Annotated in this window: 13 protein-coding genes and 2 pseudogenes; 12 read left to right on the top strand and 3 right to left on the bottom strand. The window is 61.1% G+C overall.

Annotated elements, in window-relative coordinates:
• Positions 1-59 precede the first annotated feature (59 nt).
• The 4 genes and pseudogenes from guaB (at position 60) to H4O11_RS12625 (ending at position 4,321) form a co-directional block, all read left to right on the top strand.
• The gene (guaB, locus tag H4O11_RS12640) at positions 60-1,514 is read left to right on the top strand and encodes an IMP dehydrogenase (protein ID WP_182339780.1); all 1,455 of its coding nucleotides are present in this window, start codon (positions 60-62) and stop codon (positions 1,512-1,514) included.
• Between the two features lie 102 nt (positions 1,515-1,616).
• Positions 1,617-3,182: a glutamine-hydrolyzing GMP synthase gene (gene guaA / locus H4O11_RS12635; protein ID WP_182339779.1), complete on the top strand. Its 1,566-nt coding sequence runs from the start codon at positions 1,617-1,619 to the stop codon at positions 3,180-3,182.
• A 177-nt stretch (positions 3,183-3,359) separates the two neighbouring features.
• A pseudogene (locus tag H4O11_RS12630) lies at positions 3,360-4,085 on the top strand (TraB/TrbI/VirB10 family type IV secretion system protein); the annotation flags it as partial.
• Positions 4,082-4,321, top strand: coding sequence for a DUF2274 domain-containing protein (locus H4O11_RS12625; RefSeq protein ID WP_182339778.1), 240 nt, complete (start codon positions 4,082-4,084; stop codon positions 4,319-4,321). The pseudogene H4O11_RS12630 and the gene H4O11_RS12625, both read left to right, overlap by 4 nt.
• A gap of 13 nt (positions 4,322-4,334) precedes the next feature.
• On the opposite strand, the gene H4O11_RS12620 is transcribed toward H4O11_RS12625, so the two are convergent.
• Positions 4,335-5,324, bottom strand: a complete 990-nt coding sequence (locus H4O11_RS12620; RefSeq protein ID WP_220466730.1) for an LLM class oxidoreductase — start codon at positions 5,322-5,324, stop codon at positions 4,335-4,337.
• Positions 5,325-5,335: 11 nt separating this feature from the next.
• Positions 5,336-6,004 (bottom strand): DsbA family oxidoreductase, encoded by a 669-nt coding sequence (locus H4O11_RS12615; RefSeq protein WP_182339777.1) that lies wholly within the window; start codon positions 6,002-6,004, stop codon positions 5,336-5,338.
• A 102-nt stretch (positions 6,005-6,106) separates the two neighbouring features.
• Here H4O11_RS12615 and H4O11_RS12610 point away from each other — a divergent pair, with 102 nt between their 5' ends.
• The 4 genes and pseudogenes from H4O11_RS12610 to H4O11_RS19505 all read left to right on the top strand — a co-directional run bounded on the left by H4O11_RS12610 (position 6,107) and on the right by H4O11_RS19505 (position 10,321).
• The gene (locus H4O11_RS12610) at positions 6,107-7,060 is read left to right on the top strand and encodes a LysR family transcriptional regulator (protein WP_182339776.1); all 954 of its coding nucleotides are present in this window, start codon (positions 6,107-6,109) and stop codon (positions 7,058-7,060) included.
• A gap of 109 nt (positions 7,061-7,169) precedes the next feature.
• On the top strand, positions 7,170-8,351 hold the full coding sequence (locus tag H4O11_RS12605; RefSeq protein ID WP_182339775.1) for an FAD binding domain-containing protein: 1,182 nt from the start codon (positions 7,170-7,172) through the stop codon (positions 8,349-8,351).
• A gap of 70 nt (positions 8,352-8,421) precedes the next feature.
• Positions 8,422-9,249: an alpha/beta fold hydrolase gene (locus H4O11_RS12600; protein WP_182339774.1), complete on the top strand. Its 828-nt coding sequence runs from the start codon at positions 8,422-8,424 to the stop codon at positions 9,247-9,249.
• Between the two features lie 605 nt (positions 9,250-9,854).
• Positions 9,855-10,321 (top strand): annotated as a pseudogene (locus H4O11_RS19505) (transposase).
• Between the two features lie 197 nt (positions 10,322-10,518).
• Here H4O11_RS19505 and H4O11_RS12590 read toward each other — a convergent pair.
• Entirely contained in the window at positions 10,519-11,415 is an 897-nt protein-coding gene (locus tag H4O11_RS12590; RefSeq protein ID WP_182339773.1) for a LysR family transcriptional regulator, read from the bottom strand.
• 368 nt (positions 11,416-11,783) lie between these two features.
• Between H4O11_RS12590 and H4O11_RS12585 the strand changes: the two genes are divergently transcribed.
• From H4O11_RS12585 to H4O11_RS12570, 4 genes are all read left to right on the top strand, one after another.
• Entirely contained in the window at positions 11,784-12,428 is a 645-nt protein-coding gene (locus H4O11_RS12585; protein ID WP_182339772.1) for a hydrolase, read from the top strand.
• Positions 12,425-13,372 carry an alpha/beta fold hydrolase gene (locus tag H4O11_RS12580; RefSeq protein ID WP_182339771.1) on the top strand — a complete coding sequence of 316 codons (948 nt, stop codon included), beginning with the start codon at positions 12,425-12,427 and terminating at the stop codon, positions 13,370-13,372. The genes H4O11_RS12585 and H4O11_RS12580 overlap by 4 nt, the downstream gene beginning before the upstream one ends.
• 372 nt (positions 13,373-13,744) lie before the next feature.
• Complete coding sequence (locus H4O11_RS12575) at positions 13,745-14,146, top strand: RidA family protein (RefSeq protein WP_182339770.1); 402 nt, start codon at positions 13,745-13,747, stop codon at positions 14,144-14,146.
• 102 nt (positions 14,147-14,248) lie between these two features.
• The gene (locus H4O11_RS12570; RefSeq protein WP_182339769.1) at positions 14,249-15,082 is read left to right on the top strand and encodes an enoyl-CoA hydratase/isomerase family protein; all 834 of its coding nucleotides are present in this window, start codon (positions 14,249-14,251) and stop codon (positions 15,080-15,082) included.
• Positions 15,083-15,230: the final 148 nt, after the last annotated feature.

Genomic DNA, 15,230 nt, shown 5'->3' with positions numbered 1-15,230 from the left:
TGCCATTGCGGCGCGAATCAGGGTAAAATGACGCGCTTCCCCACATCTCGGGTATGCCGATGCTGCGCATCCAGGCTGAAGCTCTTACTTACGACGACGTCTCGCTCGTCCCCGCACACTCCCTGATCCTGCCCAAGGATGTCAGCCTGGAAACCCGGCTGACCCGCGACCTGCGGCTGAAGCTTCCGATCCTCTCGGCTGCCATGGATACGGTCACCGAAGCCCGCCTGGCCATCGCCATGGCCCAGCTCGGCGGCATGGGCATCATCCACAAGAACCTCAGCGTGGAACAGCAGGCCGCCGAAGTGGCGAAGGTCAAGAAGTTCGAGGCCGGCGTCATCCGCGATCCGATCACCGTCGGCCCGGAAACCACCATCCGCGACGTGCTGGCACTGACCCGTGCGCGCAACATCTCCGGCGTGCCGGTGGTGGATGGCGGCCAGCTGGTGGGCATCGTGACCCACCGCGACATGCGCTTTGAAACCGAGCTGGACGATCCGGTCCGCCACATCATGACCAAGAAGGATCGCCTGATCACGGTCAAGGAAGGCGCCGCTTCGGAAGAAGTGCAACTGCTGCTGCATCGCAACCGCATCGAGAAGATCCTGGTGGTCAACGATGATTTTGCCCTGCGCGGCCTGATCACCGTCAAGGACATCCAGAAGAACACCGACTACCCGAACGCCGCCAAGGACACCGCCACGCGCCTGCTGGTCGGTGCTGCCGTGGGCGTCGGCGGCGATACCGACCATCGCGTCGAAGCGCTGGTCGCCGCCGGCGTGGACGTACTGGTGGTCGACACCGCGCACGGCCATTCGCAGGGCGTGCTGGACCGCGTGAGCTGGGTCAAGAAGAAGTTCCCGCACGTGCAGGTCGTCGGTGGCAACATCTGCACCGGCGAAGCGGCACTGGCGCTGCTGGACAGTGGTGCCGACGCGGTCAAGGTGGGCATCGGCCCGGGCTCCATCTGCACCACGCGCGTGGTTGCCGGCGTCGGCGTGCCGCAGATCACCGCCATCGACCTGGTGGCTGAAGCGCTGCAGGACCGCATCCCGCTGATCGCCGACGGTGGCATCCGTTACTCCGGCGACATCGGCAAGGCGCTGGCCGCCGGCGCGTCGACCATCATGATCGGCGGCCTGCTGGCCGGTACCGAGGAATCGCCCGGCGAAACCGAGTTGTTCCAGGGCCGTTCGTACAAGAGCTACCGTGGCATGGGCTCGCTGGCCGCGATGGAGAAGGGGTCCAAGGACCGTTATTTCCAGGACGCCTCCAGCGCCGACAAGCTGGTACCGGAAGGCATCGAAGGCCGCGTGCCGTACCGCGGTCCGGTCGGCGGCATCATCCACCAGCTGATGGGCGGCCTGCGCGCCACCATGGGTTACGTGGGCTGCGGCACCGTCGAAGACATGCGCAGCAAGCCGAAGTTCGTCAAGATCAGCGGTGCCGGCCAACGGGAGAGCCACGTCCACGACGTGCAGATCACCAAAGAGCCGCCGAACTACCGCGCCTGACGCGGCATGAGCAAAGAGGAACGAGGAAGCTGATTCCCGTTCCTCTTTCTCTATCCGCCGCCGGTTCCGTTTTTGTATCCACTCCTGCATTGCCCGGGCACCATGACCAACATCCATAACGACAAGATCCTGATCCTCGATTTCGGCGCGCAGTACACGCAGCTGATCGCCCGCCGCATCCGCGAGATCGGCGTGTACTGCGAAATCTGGGCCTGGGACCACGATCCGGCGGAGATCGCTGCGTTCGGTGCAAAGGGCATCATCCTGTCCGGTGGCCCGGAATCGACCACGCTGCCCGGTGCGCCGGCCGCGCCGCAGGAAGTATTCGACAGCGGCCTGCCGGTGTTCGGCATCTGCTACGGCATGCAGACCCTGGCCGCCCAGCTCGGTGGTGCCACCGAAGCGGCCGACCAGCGTGAGTTCGGCCACGCCGAGGTCAACGTCGTCGCCCCGGATTCGCTGTTCAAGGGCCTGAGCGATCACCCGGGCGAGGCCCGCCTGAACGTATGGATGAGCCACGGCGACCACGTCTCCGTCGCTCCCCCCGGCTTCACCGTCACCGCCACCACCGACCGCATCCCGGTCGCGGCGATGGCCAACGAAGAGAAGCGCTGGTACGGCGTGCAGTTCCACCCGGAAGTGACCCACACCCTGCAGGGCCAGGCGCTGCTGCGCCGTTTCGTGGTGGATGTGTGCGGCTGCGAAACCCTGTGGACGGCGGCCAACATCATCGACGACCAGATCGCCCGCGTGCGCGAACAGGTGGGCGACGATGAAGTGATCCTGGGCCTGTCCGGCGGCGTCGATTCGTCCGTCGTGGCCGCGCTGCTGCACAAGGCGATCGGTGACAAGCTGACCTGCGTGTTCGTCGACACCGGCCTGCTGCGCTGGCAGGAGGGCGACCAGGTGATGGCGATGTTCGCCGAGCACATGGGCGTCAAGGTGATCCGCGTGAATGCCGCCGACCGCTATTTCGACAAGCTCGAAGGCGTGGCCGACCCGGAAGCCAAGCGCAAGATCATCGGCAACCTGTTCGTGGACATCTTCGATGAAGAGTCCAACAAGCTCAGCAACGCCAAGTGGCTGGCACAGGGCACCATCTATCCCGACGTGATCGAGTCGGCCGGCAGCAAGACCGGCAAGGCCCACGTGATCAAGAGCCACCACAACGTCGGCGGCCTGCCGGAGCACATGAAGCTGGGCCTGGTGGAACCGCTGCGCGAACTGTTCAAGGACGAAGTGCGTCGCCTCGGCGTCGAACTCGGCCTGCCGCGCAGCATGGTCTACCGCCATCCGTTCCCGGGCCCCGGCCTGGGCGTGCGCATCCTGGGCGAAGTGAAGCGTGAGTACGCCGAGCTGCTAGCCAAGGCCGACGCGATCTTCATCGATGAACTGCGCAAGGCCGACCTGTACGACAAGACCAGCCAGGCGTTCGCGGTGTTCCTGCCGGTGAAGTCGGTGGGCGTGGTGGGTGACGCGCGTGCCTATGAGTGGGTGATCGCACTGCGTGCGGTGGAGACCATCGATTTCATGACCGCGCACTGGGCGCACCTGCCGTATGACTTCCTGGGCACGGTGAGCAACCGCATCATCAATGAACTGCGGGGCGTGTCGCGGGTGGTGTATGACATCTCCGGGAAGCCGCCGGCTACGATTGAGTGGGAGTGAGGCGGCGTTGACTGGTGTGGCGCGGTGTGATGCTGCGTCACCAGCCCGCGATTTCCGAGTTGATGGAAGCGCGCCATTGAACGCGTAGTGCATTTACTTCATGCCCGGCCAAGCATGACAGAGTGACTCGCCCCCATCCTACGAAAGAATAATCACAAGTGCTGCCGGCCATACCGTGGGCCGGCCTCGACGGCGGCCCAGCCTGCCGACCCGACGGCCGTGCAGAACAGGCAAGACCAGAAGGAGGCGTTCCAGCAAGCCGGAACCACGGAAACCCGTAATTCCGGCAGCCTGCAAATGCCCGCATCGCCGTATCAGGTGATGGCCGGAACGGTGGTCACCGGGGCTCTGGTCACAGGCATCAAGTCGGACTTGCCGGGCGATGTGATCGCCACGGTGACGGAGCCGGTCTATGACACGGCCGCCGGGCGCTTCCTGCTGATTCCGCAGGGTTCGCGCATCCTCGGCCGCTACAACAGCCAGGTCAGCTACGGGCAGAGCCGCGTTCAAGTCGTCTGGAACCGGATCATCCTGCCCGACACGTCCTCGCTCACGCTCGACAACTTGGTCGGCACTGACCCGGCCGGCTACGCCGGCCTGGAGGATGGCGTCGATTGGCATTGGGATCGCATCTTCGCCGGTGCGGTGCTGACCACGCTGCTGGGCGTCGGCGCCGAACTGGCCGCGCCGGAGAACCGCCAGGACGGTGATCGCATCATCATCGCCGGGCGCGATAGCGCACAGGACAGCATCAATCAGGTCGGCCAGATGACCCGGCGCAACCTCAACATCCAGCCCACCTTGACCGAGCGGCCGGGCCTGCCGGTTCGCATCATCGTCAACCGGGATCTGGTGCTGCGGCCGTACCAGCCGCTGTTCTTCAATCGGGGGACTTCACGATGAGCACGACCAAGAAGCTGCGGCTGGGGCGGCTGCTCAAGACCGAGAGCGTCAAACTGACCTTCGCCTGCCCGGCCAGCCTGAAAGCCGACCTCGACCGCTACGCCGCGCTGCACGCGCAGGCGTATGGCGAGGCGGTTGATGCGGTAACGCTGATCCCGCACATGCTGGAGGCGTTCATCGCCGGCGACCGGGGATTCAAAAAGGGCGATACGAGCAAGCCCAAGGCCGCCGTTTGAAATCATCTGACAATCATGGTGCCTGTGACGGGGGCGTCGTTGGTGCCTGCAAGGACGGAAAAGAGGGCAGTACGAACTCGGCGAGTTCCTGCATGACCTCATCGGCGGGCCGCGTACTGTGCCGCAGGTTGAAGGCGACGTGATGAACGCCTGCCTTCGCGAACGCGGTGAGCTCCTCAACCAGACGATGGCGACCGAGCCGGTAGCCCAGGAAGATCGGTGAAGGTGCTGTGTCCGGATCTTCGGCGAGGTCAATGAACATCGACTCGGTAAAAGGCAGGAAGGTACCCTCGGCGATCGACTGGACGGTGCGATTCCAAGTATCGATCCGAGGCCGCTGCTGTTCCAGCGGGCGGAAGTAGGTGACCCACCCATCAAGATGGCGGGCGATCCATTGCAGGCTCTGCTGCGCGCTGCCGACTGCCAGTAGCGGCAGGTGCCCGTCGGTTGCCTTGGGCAACAGATCCAGGTTACGCAGGCTTCCGAACGTGCCTGATAGCTCTGGGTAATCCTCGGAGGTGCTGCGGCGAATGACCTCGATATATTCGCGATAGGCCTCGCCGCGCGATGCATGTGACCGGTCGAAGGCGGGGTATTCGCTTGCACGGTCACCTGATGCCGCCCCCAGCAGAAATCGTCCGCCGCTGACCGCATCAACCGAGGCGGCTGCCTTCGCGGTATGCAGCGGGTGCCGAAGCGGGAGCACGATGCCGGCGCTGCTCAGGGCAATGCGTCGAGTCACGGCTGCCAGTTGGCCGAGCCAAACCCACGGATCGTAGATTTGCCCGGCATCGTTGAACTCCGGGTCAAACAATGGGACGTCCCGCACCCATAGCGCCGCGAAGCCCAGCGCGTCAGCCCGGGCGGCCAGCGCGAGTTGACCCGCCATGTCCGGGACACCGTTGATCAACGGCGCCATGGGTTGCATCAATCCAAGCGTCAGCCGGTCGGGCTGAAACATCCGGGCAAAACCCGGATGCTGCGTGAGTGTTGAAGGGCGCATCGTCGTGCCCCTCAGCCGATCGAGCAGGCGCCGCCAGTGCAGGCGTCGTCCTGTTCCATGGCGCGCTGTAGGGCAGTGGTGAAGGTCTGTACGGATTGCGCACCACTGATGATCTCCCCGCCGATGTCGAACAGCGGAACGCTGCGAACGCCCCGGCCCTGGCCATCCCGCTCGGCGGCGCGGACCTCTTCCACTCCTTCTTCTCCAGCCAGAAAGGCCTCTGTCTGTTGACGGTCCAGACCGTTCTCCGTCGCTATGTCGACCAACGTGGCGACGTTGCCGATGTCACGACCGTGCTCGAAGTAGGCGGAAAATACGGCCCGGGCGACTTCCGTTGCCAGCCCATGGTGTTCGGCGAGCCGCATCAACCGATGCGCAAGGAAGGTGTTGGGTGTCTTCTCCATCGCGTCGTAGTTGAAGGCTATGTCGTCGCCGCGGGCGGCGACTGCGGTTTGTGCGTCCATTAGCTGGCTGCGTTCCCAACTACCGAACTTCAGCGACCGATAAGTCTTGCGGTTTAAACCCTCAGAACGCATATCGGGATTCAACTCAAATGGGCGCCATTTCAACTCGACGGCGGTGTCAGCTGGCAGGGCCTGGATCGCCTTGGCTAAACGGCGTTCGCCGATGAAGCACCAGGGGCAAATGAAGTCGGATGTGACGGTGATGTGAATGGTCATGATGGTTCTCCTGTTTGCAGTGGAGTCATCTTGCTCGCATTCACTTGAGTTGATAATTCAGTAAAATTAGACTTCTTCATTGCGTGGAGTGCAAAGGTCGCCATGGATCGTTTTGCAGCATTGAGCGCGTTTGTGGCGGTGGTCGAACAAGGCGGCTTCGCTCCGGCGGCGCGCCGACTGGGCGTCGCGCCTTCGTCGCTGACGCGGCAACTGAACGCGCTGGAGGCACACCTGGGAGCGCGACTGATGAACCGCTCGACCCGCAGCGTGACGTTGACGGAAGAGGGTCGCCAGTATTACGAGGACGCCCGGCGCATCCTGGAGGAACTGGAGGGTGCCGATCGGACGGTGAGCGAGGTATCCGGTCCCCCTGCCGGCTTGTTGCGCGTCGCTATGCCGGTCGCATTCGGACGCTTGCACGTGGGGCCCACACTGCCTGGATTCCTGCGGGAGTACCCGGGCATCCAGCTCGACATCCGCTTGTCTGACACGGTGGCCGACTTGGCGATGGAGCGCATCGATGTGGCTATCCGCCTCGGACCCATGGCATCCACGGAGCTGATTGCCCGCAAGCTGGCGCCGCATTGCCGGGTGATATGCGCGAGTCCCGACTACCTTGGCCAGCATGGTGCCCCGGCTAAGCCCTCCGACCTGGCACAGCACAACTGCCTTCAATTCGACTACCTCAATGGCAGTCCTACGTGGATTCTCGCGCGCGACGGCAAAAGCGAAAAAGTGACGGTGTCGGGCAATCTAAAGGCCAATGGCTCGGAATTGCTGCGCGAGGTCGCGATCGGGGGGGGCGGTCTGCTGTTGATGCCAACCTGGCTGGTCGGTGAGGATTTGGCGGCGGGTCGGTTGATCCGAGTGCTGGAAGATTGGACGGCTACGCCCGGCGCCACCGAAGGCGCCATCTGGGCGGCCTATCTCCCCAACCGGCGTGGATCAAAGAAGTTGGCCTGCTTCCTGGATTTCATGGAGAAGCATTTCGGCAGCCCGCCGTATTGGGACCGCTACACGCAGACGGCTTCCTTGTCGGCTGTCGGTTCGGCCTAAGGCTGGCAGGATCGATCTTTGCGCATAGCGCAAAGGAGAAGATGAAAACCTCCTGATTATCATCGTTAGTGGTTTGGAGCAAAGTGGCAACACCGAAACGGAGTTGCCCATGAACATCCCAACATCCACACCTTCCAGTAGTCCCCGAGCGCTGGTTATTGGCGGCTCGCTCGGCGGTCTTTTTGCCGCCAACCTGCTGCGTCGGATCGGCTGGGACGTCGACGTCTTCGAGCGCTCGACCAACGACTTGGACAGCCGCGGCGGCGGCATCGTCCTGCAGCCCGATGTGGTCGAAGTATTTCGGCGCAGCGGCATCGATCTTGGTTCGTTGAACCTGGGTGTCCAGTCGACCCATCGCACTGTATTTCGGCCGGACGGCTCGATACAGTCCAAGCACTATGCGCCACAGATGCAGACCTCCTGGTCTTTGATCTACACCACGCTGCGCGCGGCGTTTGGCGATGCGCACTATCACCAGAGCAAGACGCTTGAGCGAGTCGAGCAGGATAGAGATGCTGGAACCGTCACGGCCCACTTCACGGATGGCTCGGTAGAAGTCGGTGATCTGCTGATTGGGGCCGACGGCGGCAACTCGTCCGTGCGCCAGCAGTTCTGGCCCGAGATGCAGCCCGCTTACGCTGGCTACCTGGCTTGGCGCGGATTGGTGCCGGAAGACGAAATGCCGCTGCCGGCGCGCCAAGGCTTGCATGGCGATTTCGGCTTTGCCAACAATGCTGGCTCGCACATCCTGGGCTACCTCGTCCCCGGCGAAAACAATGACGTGCGCGAAGGCCACCGCCTGTACAACTGGGTGTGGTACCGCGTTGCCGACAGTGCGTTGCTCGGCGAGATCATGACCGACCGGCAGGGACGCCAGCGCGGCTATTCGGTCCCCGAAGCCCAACTGGCCGACCGATGGAAAACGCAGATCCTGCGCGACGCCGAAACACTGTTGCCGCTGCCGTTCCGTAGCATCGTCGAAGCAACCAAAGAGCCCTTCGCCCAAGCCATTCGAGATCTGGCCTCGGACCACATGGTGGCCGGGCGAGTGCTCATTCTGGGCGACGCCGCCGCGATTCCAAGGCCTCACACCGCCGCGAGCACCTCTAAGGCCGCCGCCAACGCGCTGGCGCTTGCCGATGCTTTGCAGGCAACGCCAAACGATGTGGAAGGCGCGCTGCGGCGCTGGGAACCGGCGCAGATCCGCTATGGAAAGTACCTGGAAACCCAAGGGCGTCAGAGCGGGGACTACCTGCTCTTCAAGCACCCACCGGCCGTACGGATCGGCTAGATGGCCGGCCTGTGCGACACCACACATTGATGTTCCATCCCCCACTGTTTTTCAACCGAGGAGAATCACCATGAGCTTTATCACCACCCAAGACGGTACCCGCATCTTCTACAAGGACTGGGGCCGCAAGGATGCCCAGCCGTTCGTGTTCTCGCATGGCTGGCCGCTGAGTGCCGATGCCTGGGACGGGCAGATGCTGTTCCTGGTACAGCAGGGTTACCGCGTGATCGCTCACGACCGGCGCGGCCACGGACGCTCGGATCAACCCGCAGTCGGCAACGACATGGACACGTGGGCCGATGATCTGTCCACCGTCATCGAATCGCTTGATCTGAAGGAGGCCATCCTGGTCGGGCACTCGACCGGCGGTGGCGAAGTGGCCCGCTACATCGGCCGACACGGCACCAACCGCGTGGCCAAGGTGGTACTTCTGGGGGCGGTGCCCCCGATCATGGTCTCTACAGAACAGTGGCCCGGCGGCCTGGACATTTCCGTGTTCGATGGCATTCGCAAGCAGGTGTTCGACAACCGCTCCAATTTCTACCTGGACTTGGCCATCCCATTCTTCGGGTTCAATCGCGAAGGCGTAGAGATCAACCAGGGCTTGCGCCAGGGCTTCTGGCAGCAGGGCATGAACGGCGGCATTCTTGCCCAGTACGCCAGCGTGCATGAGTTCTCCGAGGTCGATTACACCGAGGATCTCAAGAAGATCAACGTACCGACGTTGGTGATCCACGGCGATGACGATCAAATCGTACCGATCGGCCACGCCGGCAAGCTGACAGCCACGATCGTGTCCAATGCCACGCTGAAGGTCTATGCCGGCGCACCGCATGGCCTGGCGGCAACACATCAGGATCAGCTAAATGCGGATCTGCTTGCTTTTGCCAGAGCGTGAAGGATTGATCGCCGGACTTCGGCTTAAGCCGACGGTCCGGCGAATCCGCTTCTTGGCCGTCATGGCAGATCCGAGCGCCGCATGTCAACTTGCGTGCCGCATTCGAAGCTATCGCCACGCTGGAATACACGCCAGCTTCGATCAATGCGTAGCCGTGGTCGGGGACTCCTTGGGCGAGCTGTAGCCTCTTCGAACTAGGTCATTCCCCGTCGTATTGGAGCGCGCTAAAATGCATCCTGATCGACAATAAGCTCGGAAATGTCGACGCCGCGCGAATCCCTCCATAACCCGCGCCAACCTTAAACGCGCGATTTTGACGGTAGATGGCGACGGTATGGAATTTGTCGATCACAGGAAATCCCTTAAATCATAGGGACTTATGAGGCCCGTTGATGACAGAGTGGGAGTGATTTGACGTCCTTCGAGGACTATCGCCAGCTCTCGAAAAACTGCCGTAACGTGTTGACTTGTTATGTGAATACGTCACGGCATCTATCGGTCGCTATCGCCGGCTTGCGACCACTTGGGCAACGCCCGCGGATTGAGGCCAAAGCATCTCGGGCAGAGCGGCCTGATCAACGCTGGGCGACGGATTTGTGCCGTGTATGGGCCGGCGCAAGGATGGCTGGTTGAGCCTGGTGCTGGTGATCGACTGCAGCACGCGTCAGTTGCTGGGCTGGCACCTGTCGCGCACTGGCAGGGCAAGTACGGCATCAGCAGCACTGGAGCAAGCCCTTATCACGCGTTTGGGGACGCTGGGACGGGTGCAGAAGCGGTTTCTTCTGCGCTCGGACAGCGGTTTGGTCTTCACCAGCCGTGACTACACGCGTCTGGTGCGCAGCTATGGGTTGCAGGAGTTCATCACCCCGCATTGCCCGCAGCAGAATGGCATGGCGGAGCGCGTGATCAGCACACTGAAGGAGCAGTGCGTGCATCGCCATCGCTTCGAAAGCCAGACGCACGCCCTGAGGTCATCGCGGACTGGATTGCGTTCTACAACGGCCAGCGACCACACCAGGCATTGAAGATGATGGCGCCCGATGCGGCCTACGGCGCTACATTAACCGCATGACCTGAGCAGAAACCGGTGGGTCATTACATGCTCACCGACAACGGCATTCCCACGCGATCCACGGCGGACAGGACGCCTATCCGGGATGTTCTCCTCCGGAAAGTAATGCTGTATCCGTTCCCAGTGAGTGTCTGGAATCTTGAGAATGTGCCAATTTTAAAGGCGTCTTATGCCAATTCTCGATTCGGGGACAGGTGCTAGTTATATATAGCTCTTGCAAAGTATGGAGACTGCTCGCAATGCTCGATCAGCAGCTCGGTAAGGATTCGTACCTTCCGTGAAGGGCGCTGGCTTGGCGGGCGCACAACATACGCACCTGCGGGAGCGACCGGATAACGTCTCATGACTGGAACTAGCGCCCCTGAGGCCAGGTGTTCATGAATCAGGCCCTCTGGCAGACGTGCAACTCCAAGTCCTGCCGTAGCGGCCGAAATCAGGGCGATGCTGTTATCGGCCTTGAAGCGTCCTTGTGGGCGAACCATGATGATCTTCTCACCATCCATGAGTTGCCACGTTTCGGTTCCTTGCATGAGGATCTGATGCGTCAGGAGTTCTTCAACTGTCTCGGGCGACCCATGCATTTCGGCATAGCTTGGGCTTGAAACGAGCGTTCCGTAGATCGTTCCGACGCGCCTTGCAAGCAGGGTTGAGTCCGGGAGATAGCCTAGCCGTATCGCGCAATCGTAGCCTTCTGCGATGAGATCAGTGAGGTGATCGCTGTAGCAGGTATGGATGTGGAGTTGCGTGTGGCGTCGAGCCATTTCCGCAATTACGGGTGCGAAGTGGGTTGGGCCAAAAGAAAGGTTTGCTGTTATTCGCAAGCGGCCACGAAGCTCGTCGGCAGGCAGGATCGTTTCCCTAGCGACGTCGATTTCAGCACAGACCCTGGCTGCGTAGTCCCGAAATATGCTTCCTGCTTCCGTTAGGGCTGCGCCGCGTGTGGTCCGGGCAAGAAGCTGGATACCCAATTCCTGTTCAAGTCGCAGGAGGCGCCGACTGACGATCGACTTGGCTACGCCGAGTCGAAGCGCTGCAGGCGAAATCCCGCCTGCGTCGGCAACTTCCACGAATGTCCGGAGATCTTCGATGTCCAACACTGGCGTTCCTGAGTGTGCGGCACATTCTGACATGAAGATGTCCAAGTGCCCGTTCCAGATAACGCGACGCAGTTATACAGGGAATGACACTACCGGGTCATGGATTAGGGTGGCAACGTTTGTCTGGCCTGGACCAGCTGGCCGCGCTTGCACAAGTGGCTACCGCTCCCAAGAACACAACAGAGTTTCCCCATGTGTCGCATATCTGACGGAGCAGCAGTTGCTCAATACGCCGGTGCCGAATGTTGCAGGTTGATTTGAACCGGGCAGGGGAGCTCGGGCCATGCCCTTTTCTCCCATTCAGTTCAATGAGTACTGAATCCATCACCAACCACAAGTAATCCAAGAAGGAAGAGATAAGCCAAATGGCAAGTGAAGAAATACGCAATTCACAGACGGATCAGCTGCTCACTCCCGCGAATTCGGCTTTCATCATCATCGACTACCAGCCGATCCAGGTTTCGTCGATCCGGTCGATACCGCGCGATGAGCTTGTCTTCAACATCGTGAGCACGGCCAAGGCCGCGCTGAACTACGACCTCCCGATCATCCATTCAACGGTCAACGTCGCTACCGGACGCAACAAACCGCCAATCCAGGAATTGCAGGACGTGCTTGGGCATTTGCCAACGTACGACCGCACCTCGATCAACAGCTGGGAGGACATCGGGTTCAAACAGGCCGTGAAGGCGATCGGACGCCGCAAGCTGATCATGACCGCCTTGTGGACCGAGGCTTGCCTTACCTTCCCCGCGCTCGACGCGATCCAGGAAGGTTATGAGGTCTATGTCCCTGTCGATGCGGTGGGCGGCACCTCTCTCGCCGCCCACGAAGCGGCATTGCGGCGCTTGGAGCAAGCCGGCGCCAAGCTCATCAGCCGCGTGCAGATGTACTGCGAACTGCAGCGCGACTGGGCACGCGAGGCAACGGTTCCAGGCTTCATGGGTGTCTTCGACAATTTCGATGGATTCAATCCGGAAAAGGCCGCGCAAGAAAAAACAACGCCATGAACGCGATTACCCGCACAGTCTCACTTGGCCTATTGGCCATGTGCATGTCCCTGCAGCCGGATGTCCACGCCCAGACTGCCCAAACCGCTTCGAAACTCCCCATGATGCAAACGACCAGCACCATCACTACGCTCGATGGCGTACAGCTGTACTACAAGGATTGGGGTCCGAAGAACGGCCCAGTTGTGACCTTTAGCCACGGTTGGCCGCTGAGCTCGGATAGCTGGGAAGCGCAGATGCTTTTCCTTGCCGACCATGGCTATCGCGTCGTCGCGCACGACCGCCGCGGACACGGCCGATCGAGCCAGCCGTGGCACGGCAACGACATGGACCATTACGCCGACGACCTGGCAACGGTGATTGAAACCCTGGACTTGAAGGGCGTCACCCTGGTCGGTTTCTCTACCGGCGGTGGCGAAGTGGCTCGCTACATCGGCCGACATGGCACCTCGCGCGTCAAGAAGGCGGTGCTGGTCAGCGCGGTACCACCGCTGATGCTGAAGACCACTGACAACCCGGCTGGCTTGCCGATCGAGGTATTCGATGGTATCCGCAACGGTTCGCTGGAGAACCGCGCGCAGCTTTACCTGGATATCGCGTCGGGTCCGTTCTTCAACTTCAACCGCCCGGGAAACAAGCCGAATGAAGGACTGATCCAATCGTTCGTGGTGCAGGGCCTGCAGGCTGGTCACAAGAACGCCTACGACTCCATCGAGGCATTCTCGGCTACCGACTTCCGCGAGGACATGAAGAAGTTCGACGTGCCCACCCTGGTGATCCATGGCGACGACGACCAGATCGTACCGATCGACGCTGCCGGCAAGGCCTCTGCCAAGTTGATCAAGGGCGCGAAGTTGCTTGTGTATCCAGGTGCACCGCACGGCCTGGCAGACACGCACAAGGACCGCCTCAACCAGGATTTGCTGGCGTTCTTGGAGGACTAAGCTGAGCGCAATACATGGCTGAATTGCCCCGGGCATTTCATGAGTATCCTGCTTCCTTATCAGCTTTGAACGCTGAGTGGCGCAAGGCATGGAATGCTCGGGATTTTCATGTCATTACCTGTCCAATCAGACGCCAAGCCCCATCATTTTGCAAACGCGCTGTCGAAATGGAGCCATGCAGGCATGAACGGGCAGATCATCGCCGGCAGCGCTTAAGGATGGAAATGCCAGAGGCCGACAATGCGGAGCTCATCCTGTTGCCTGAGAAGCCGAGCCAACGGCATCAGAGGGGGCGCGGGTTGCGTCCCCAAATCGGCGAATTGCGATTGCAAGTCTTATTGAAGCGCTGAATTTTCCTCCTGGAGAAACACAATGGAAACACCCGAGTTCATCATCACCCCGGGGTTTGGTGAGACTTTTCGGCGAACCCTGCATTTTTCGACCGCCGTCAAGACCGGGAACCGGGTAGAGACATCCGGCCAGGGTGGCTGGAACGATGACCTGCAAATCCCAATAGCGATCGAGGACGAGATTGCCGCCGCATTCGGCAATGTCGCACTCGTTCTGGCGAGTGCCGGGGCGACGTGGGATCACGTCATTCACATCAATACCTACCATGTCGGCGGCTTTCCCCCGGTCGTCAACGACACGATCGTCAAGCTGTATCGCCAGTACATGCCCAACCACGCGCCGATCTGGACGCAGTTGGGGGTTGAGGCCTTGGGCCTGCCGACGATGCGCTTCGAGATCCGCGTCACCGCGATCATCCATTGAGTGCGTCGAAACGACCACGCCACGACGCGCAATGTTGGCTCCGCGTTGATCGCGATGGGTTTGCACGGCGCATGGCTAATCAATTAAATGGAAAGATTGAACATGACAGGCAAGAACTTCACCCGACTTCATATTTCCCAGGAACGCGGCGTCGCCAGAATAACGATAGACAATCCGCCAGTTAATGTCCTTGACGTACCCTTGATGGGCGAGATTCGTCGCTATCTTCTATCAGTCCGCGATGATCCATCCGTTCGCGTGATCGTCTTTCAAAGCGCAGATCCGGAGTTCTTCATCGCGCATGTCGACATGAAACTGATCGATGAGCCGCATGCCTTCAACGAGGTTGCCCGTGATGCACCCGAAGGTCTCAACCCGTTCCAGGCATTCGGCGAACTCCTGCGTGAACAACCGCAGGTGACGATTGTCAAGCTCGCCGGGTTCGCACGTGGTGGCGGTGCGGAGTTCGTCGCCGCCGCCGACATGGTGTTCGCAGCCGAAGGTCGGGCGTGGCTGGCCCAATGCGAGGCATTGATGGGCATCACGCCGGGAGGTGGCGCCACCCAGTATCTATCCAGCCGAATGCCACGCGGACGTGTTCTGGAAGTGGTCCTCGGCGCCGATCTTTTCGACGCTGCGACGGCGGAACGCTACGGTTGGATCAACAGGGTGTTGCCGGAGACTGAACTTAATGGCTTCGTTGACGACTTGGCGAACAACATCGCCGCATTGCCGGAAGGCGTGATTGCTGCGGCAAAGAAGGCTTTGCCCCCGGAAGACTTGAGGGACGGCTTTCTTCGCGAACATGATGCGTGGGTCGAACTCTTCCAACGTCCCGCCGCCGCAAGCCTTATTCGGGGTGGACTCGAGATCGGCGCTCAGACGAAGGACGGCGAGCGGAGACTCGAAGATCTGCTTCGTGGGCTGCAGATATGAGTTACGCCTCCGAGCTTGGAGCAAACTCCGCCTTTGCGCTCCGCGTTGGAAATGTTCCAATAAGAATCTTTAAGGGCATTAAATGTCCCTATAGGGGCGTGACGGAGGGGGGCTGTCCGGTAGGATTGAAGCGAGCAGCGGGATCTCT

Origin of the sequence: Stenotrophomonas tumulicola (assembly GCF_014117215.1) — a bacterium.
Lineage (GTDB): Bacteria > Pseudomonadota > Gammaproteobacteria > Xanthomonadales > Xanthomonadaceae > Stenotrophomonas > Stenotrophomonas tumulicola.
The sequence above is the reverse complement of the archived record's forward strand: the minus strand, read 5'-3'. Positions and strand labels throughout refer to the sequence as shown.

What these genes read in the sequence shown, in the direction of transcription:
- guaB (WP_182339780.1), top strand. Translation starts at nt 60, where the DNA reads ATGCTGCGCATCCAGGCTGAAGCTCTTACTTACGACGACGTCTCGCTC.
- guaA (WP_182339779.1), top strand. Translation starts at nt 1,617, where the DNA reads ATGACCAACATCCATAACGACAAGATCCTGATCCTCGATTTCGGCGCG.
- H4O11_RS12625 (WP_182339778.1), top strand. Translation starts at nt 4,082, where the DNA reads ATGAGCACGACCAAGAAGCTGCGGCTGGGGCGGCTGCTCAAGACCGAG.
- H4O11_RS12620 (WP_220466730.1), bottom strand. Translation starts at nt 5,324, where the DNA reads ATGCGCCCTTCAACACTCACGCAGCATCCGGGTTTTGCCCGGATGTTT.
- H4O11_RS12615 (WP_182339777.1), bottom strand. Translation starts at nt 6,004, where the DNA reads ATGACCATTCACATCACCGTCACATCCGACTTCATTTGCCCCTGGTGC.
- H4O11_RS12610 (WP_182339776.1), top strand. Translation starts at nt 6,107, where the DNA reads ATGGATCGTTTTGCAGCATTGAGCGCGTTTGTGGCGGTGGTCGAACAA.
- H4O11_RS12605 (WP_182339775.1), top strand. Translation starts at nt 7,170, where the DNA reads ATGAACATCCCAACATCCACACCTTCCAGTAGTCCCCGAGCGCTGGTT.
- H4O11_RS12600 (WP_182339774.1), top strand. Translation starts at nt 8,422, where the DNA reads ATGAGCTTTATCACCACCCAAGACGGTACCCGCATCTTCTACAAGGAC.
- H4O11_RS12585 (WP_182339772.1), top strand. Translation starts at nt 11,784, where the DNA reads ATGGCAAGTGAAGAAATACGCAATTCACAGACGGATCAGCTGCTCACT.
- H4O11_RS12580 (WP_182339771.1), top strand. Translation starts at nt 12,425, where the DNA reads ATGAACGCGATTACCCGCACAGTCTCACTTGGCCTATTGGCCATGTGC.
- H4O11_RS12575 (WP_182339770.1), top strand. Translation starts at nt 13,745, where the DNA reads ATGGAAACACCCGAGTTCATCATCACCCCGGGGTTTGGTGAGACTTTT.
- H4O11_RS12570 (WP_182339769.1), top strand. Translation starts at nt 14,249, where the DNA reads ATGACAGGCAAGAACTTCACCCGACTTCATATTTCCCAGGAACGCGGC.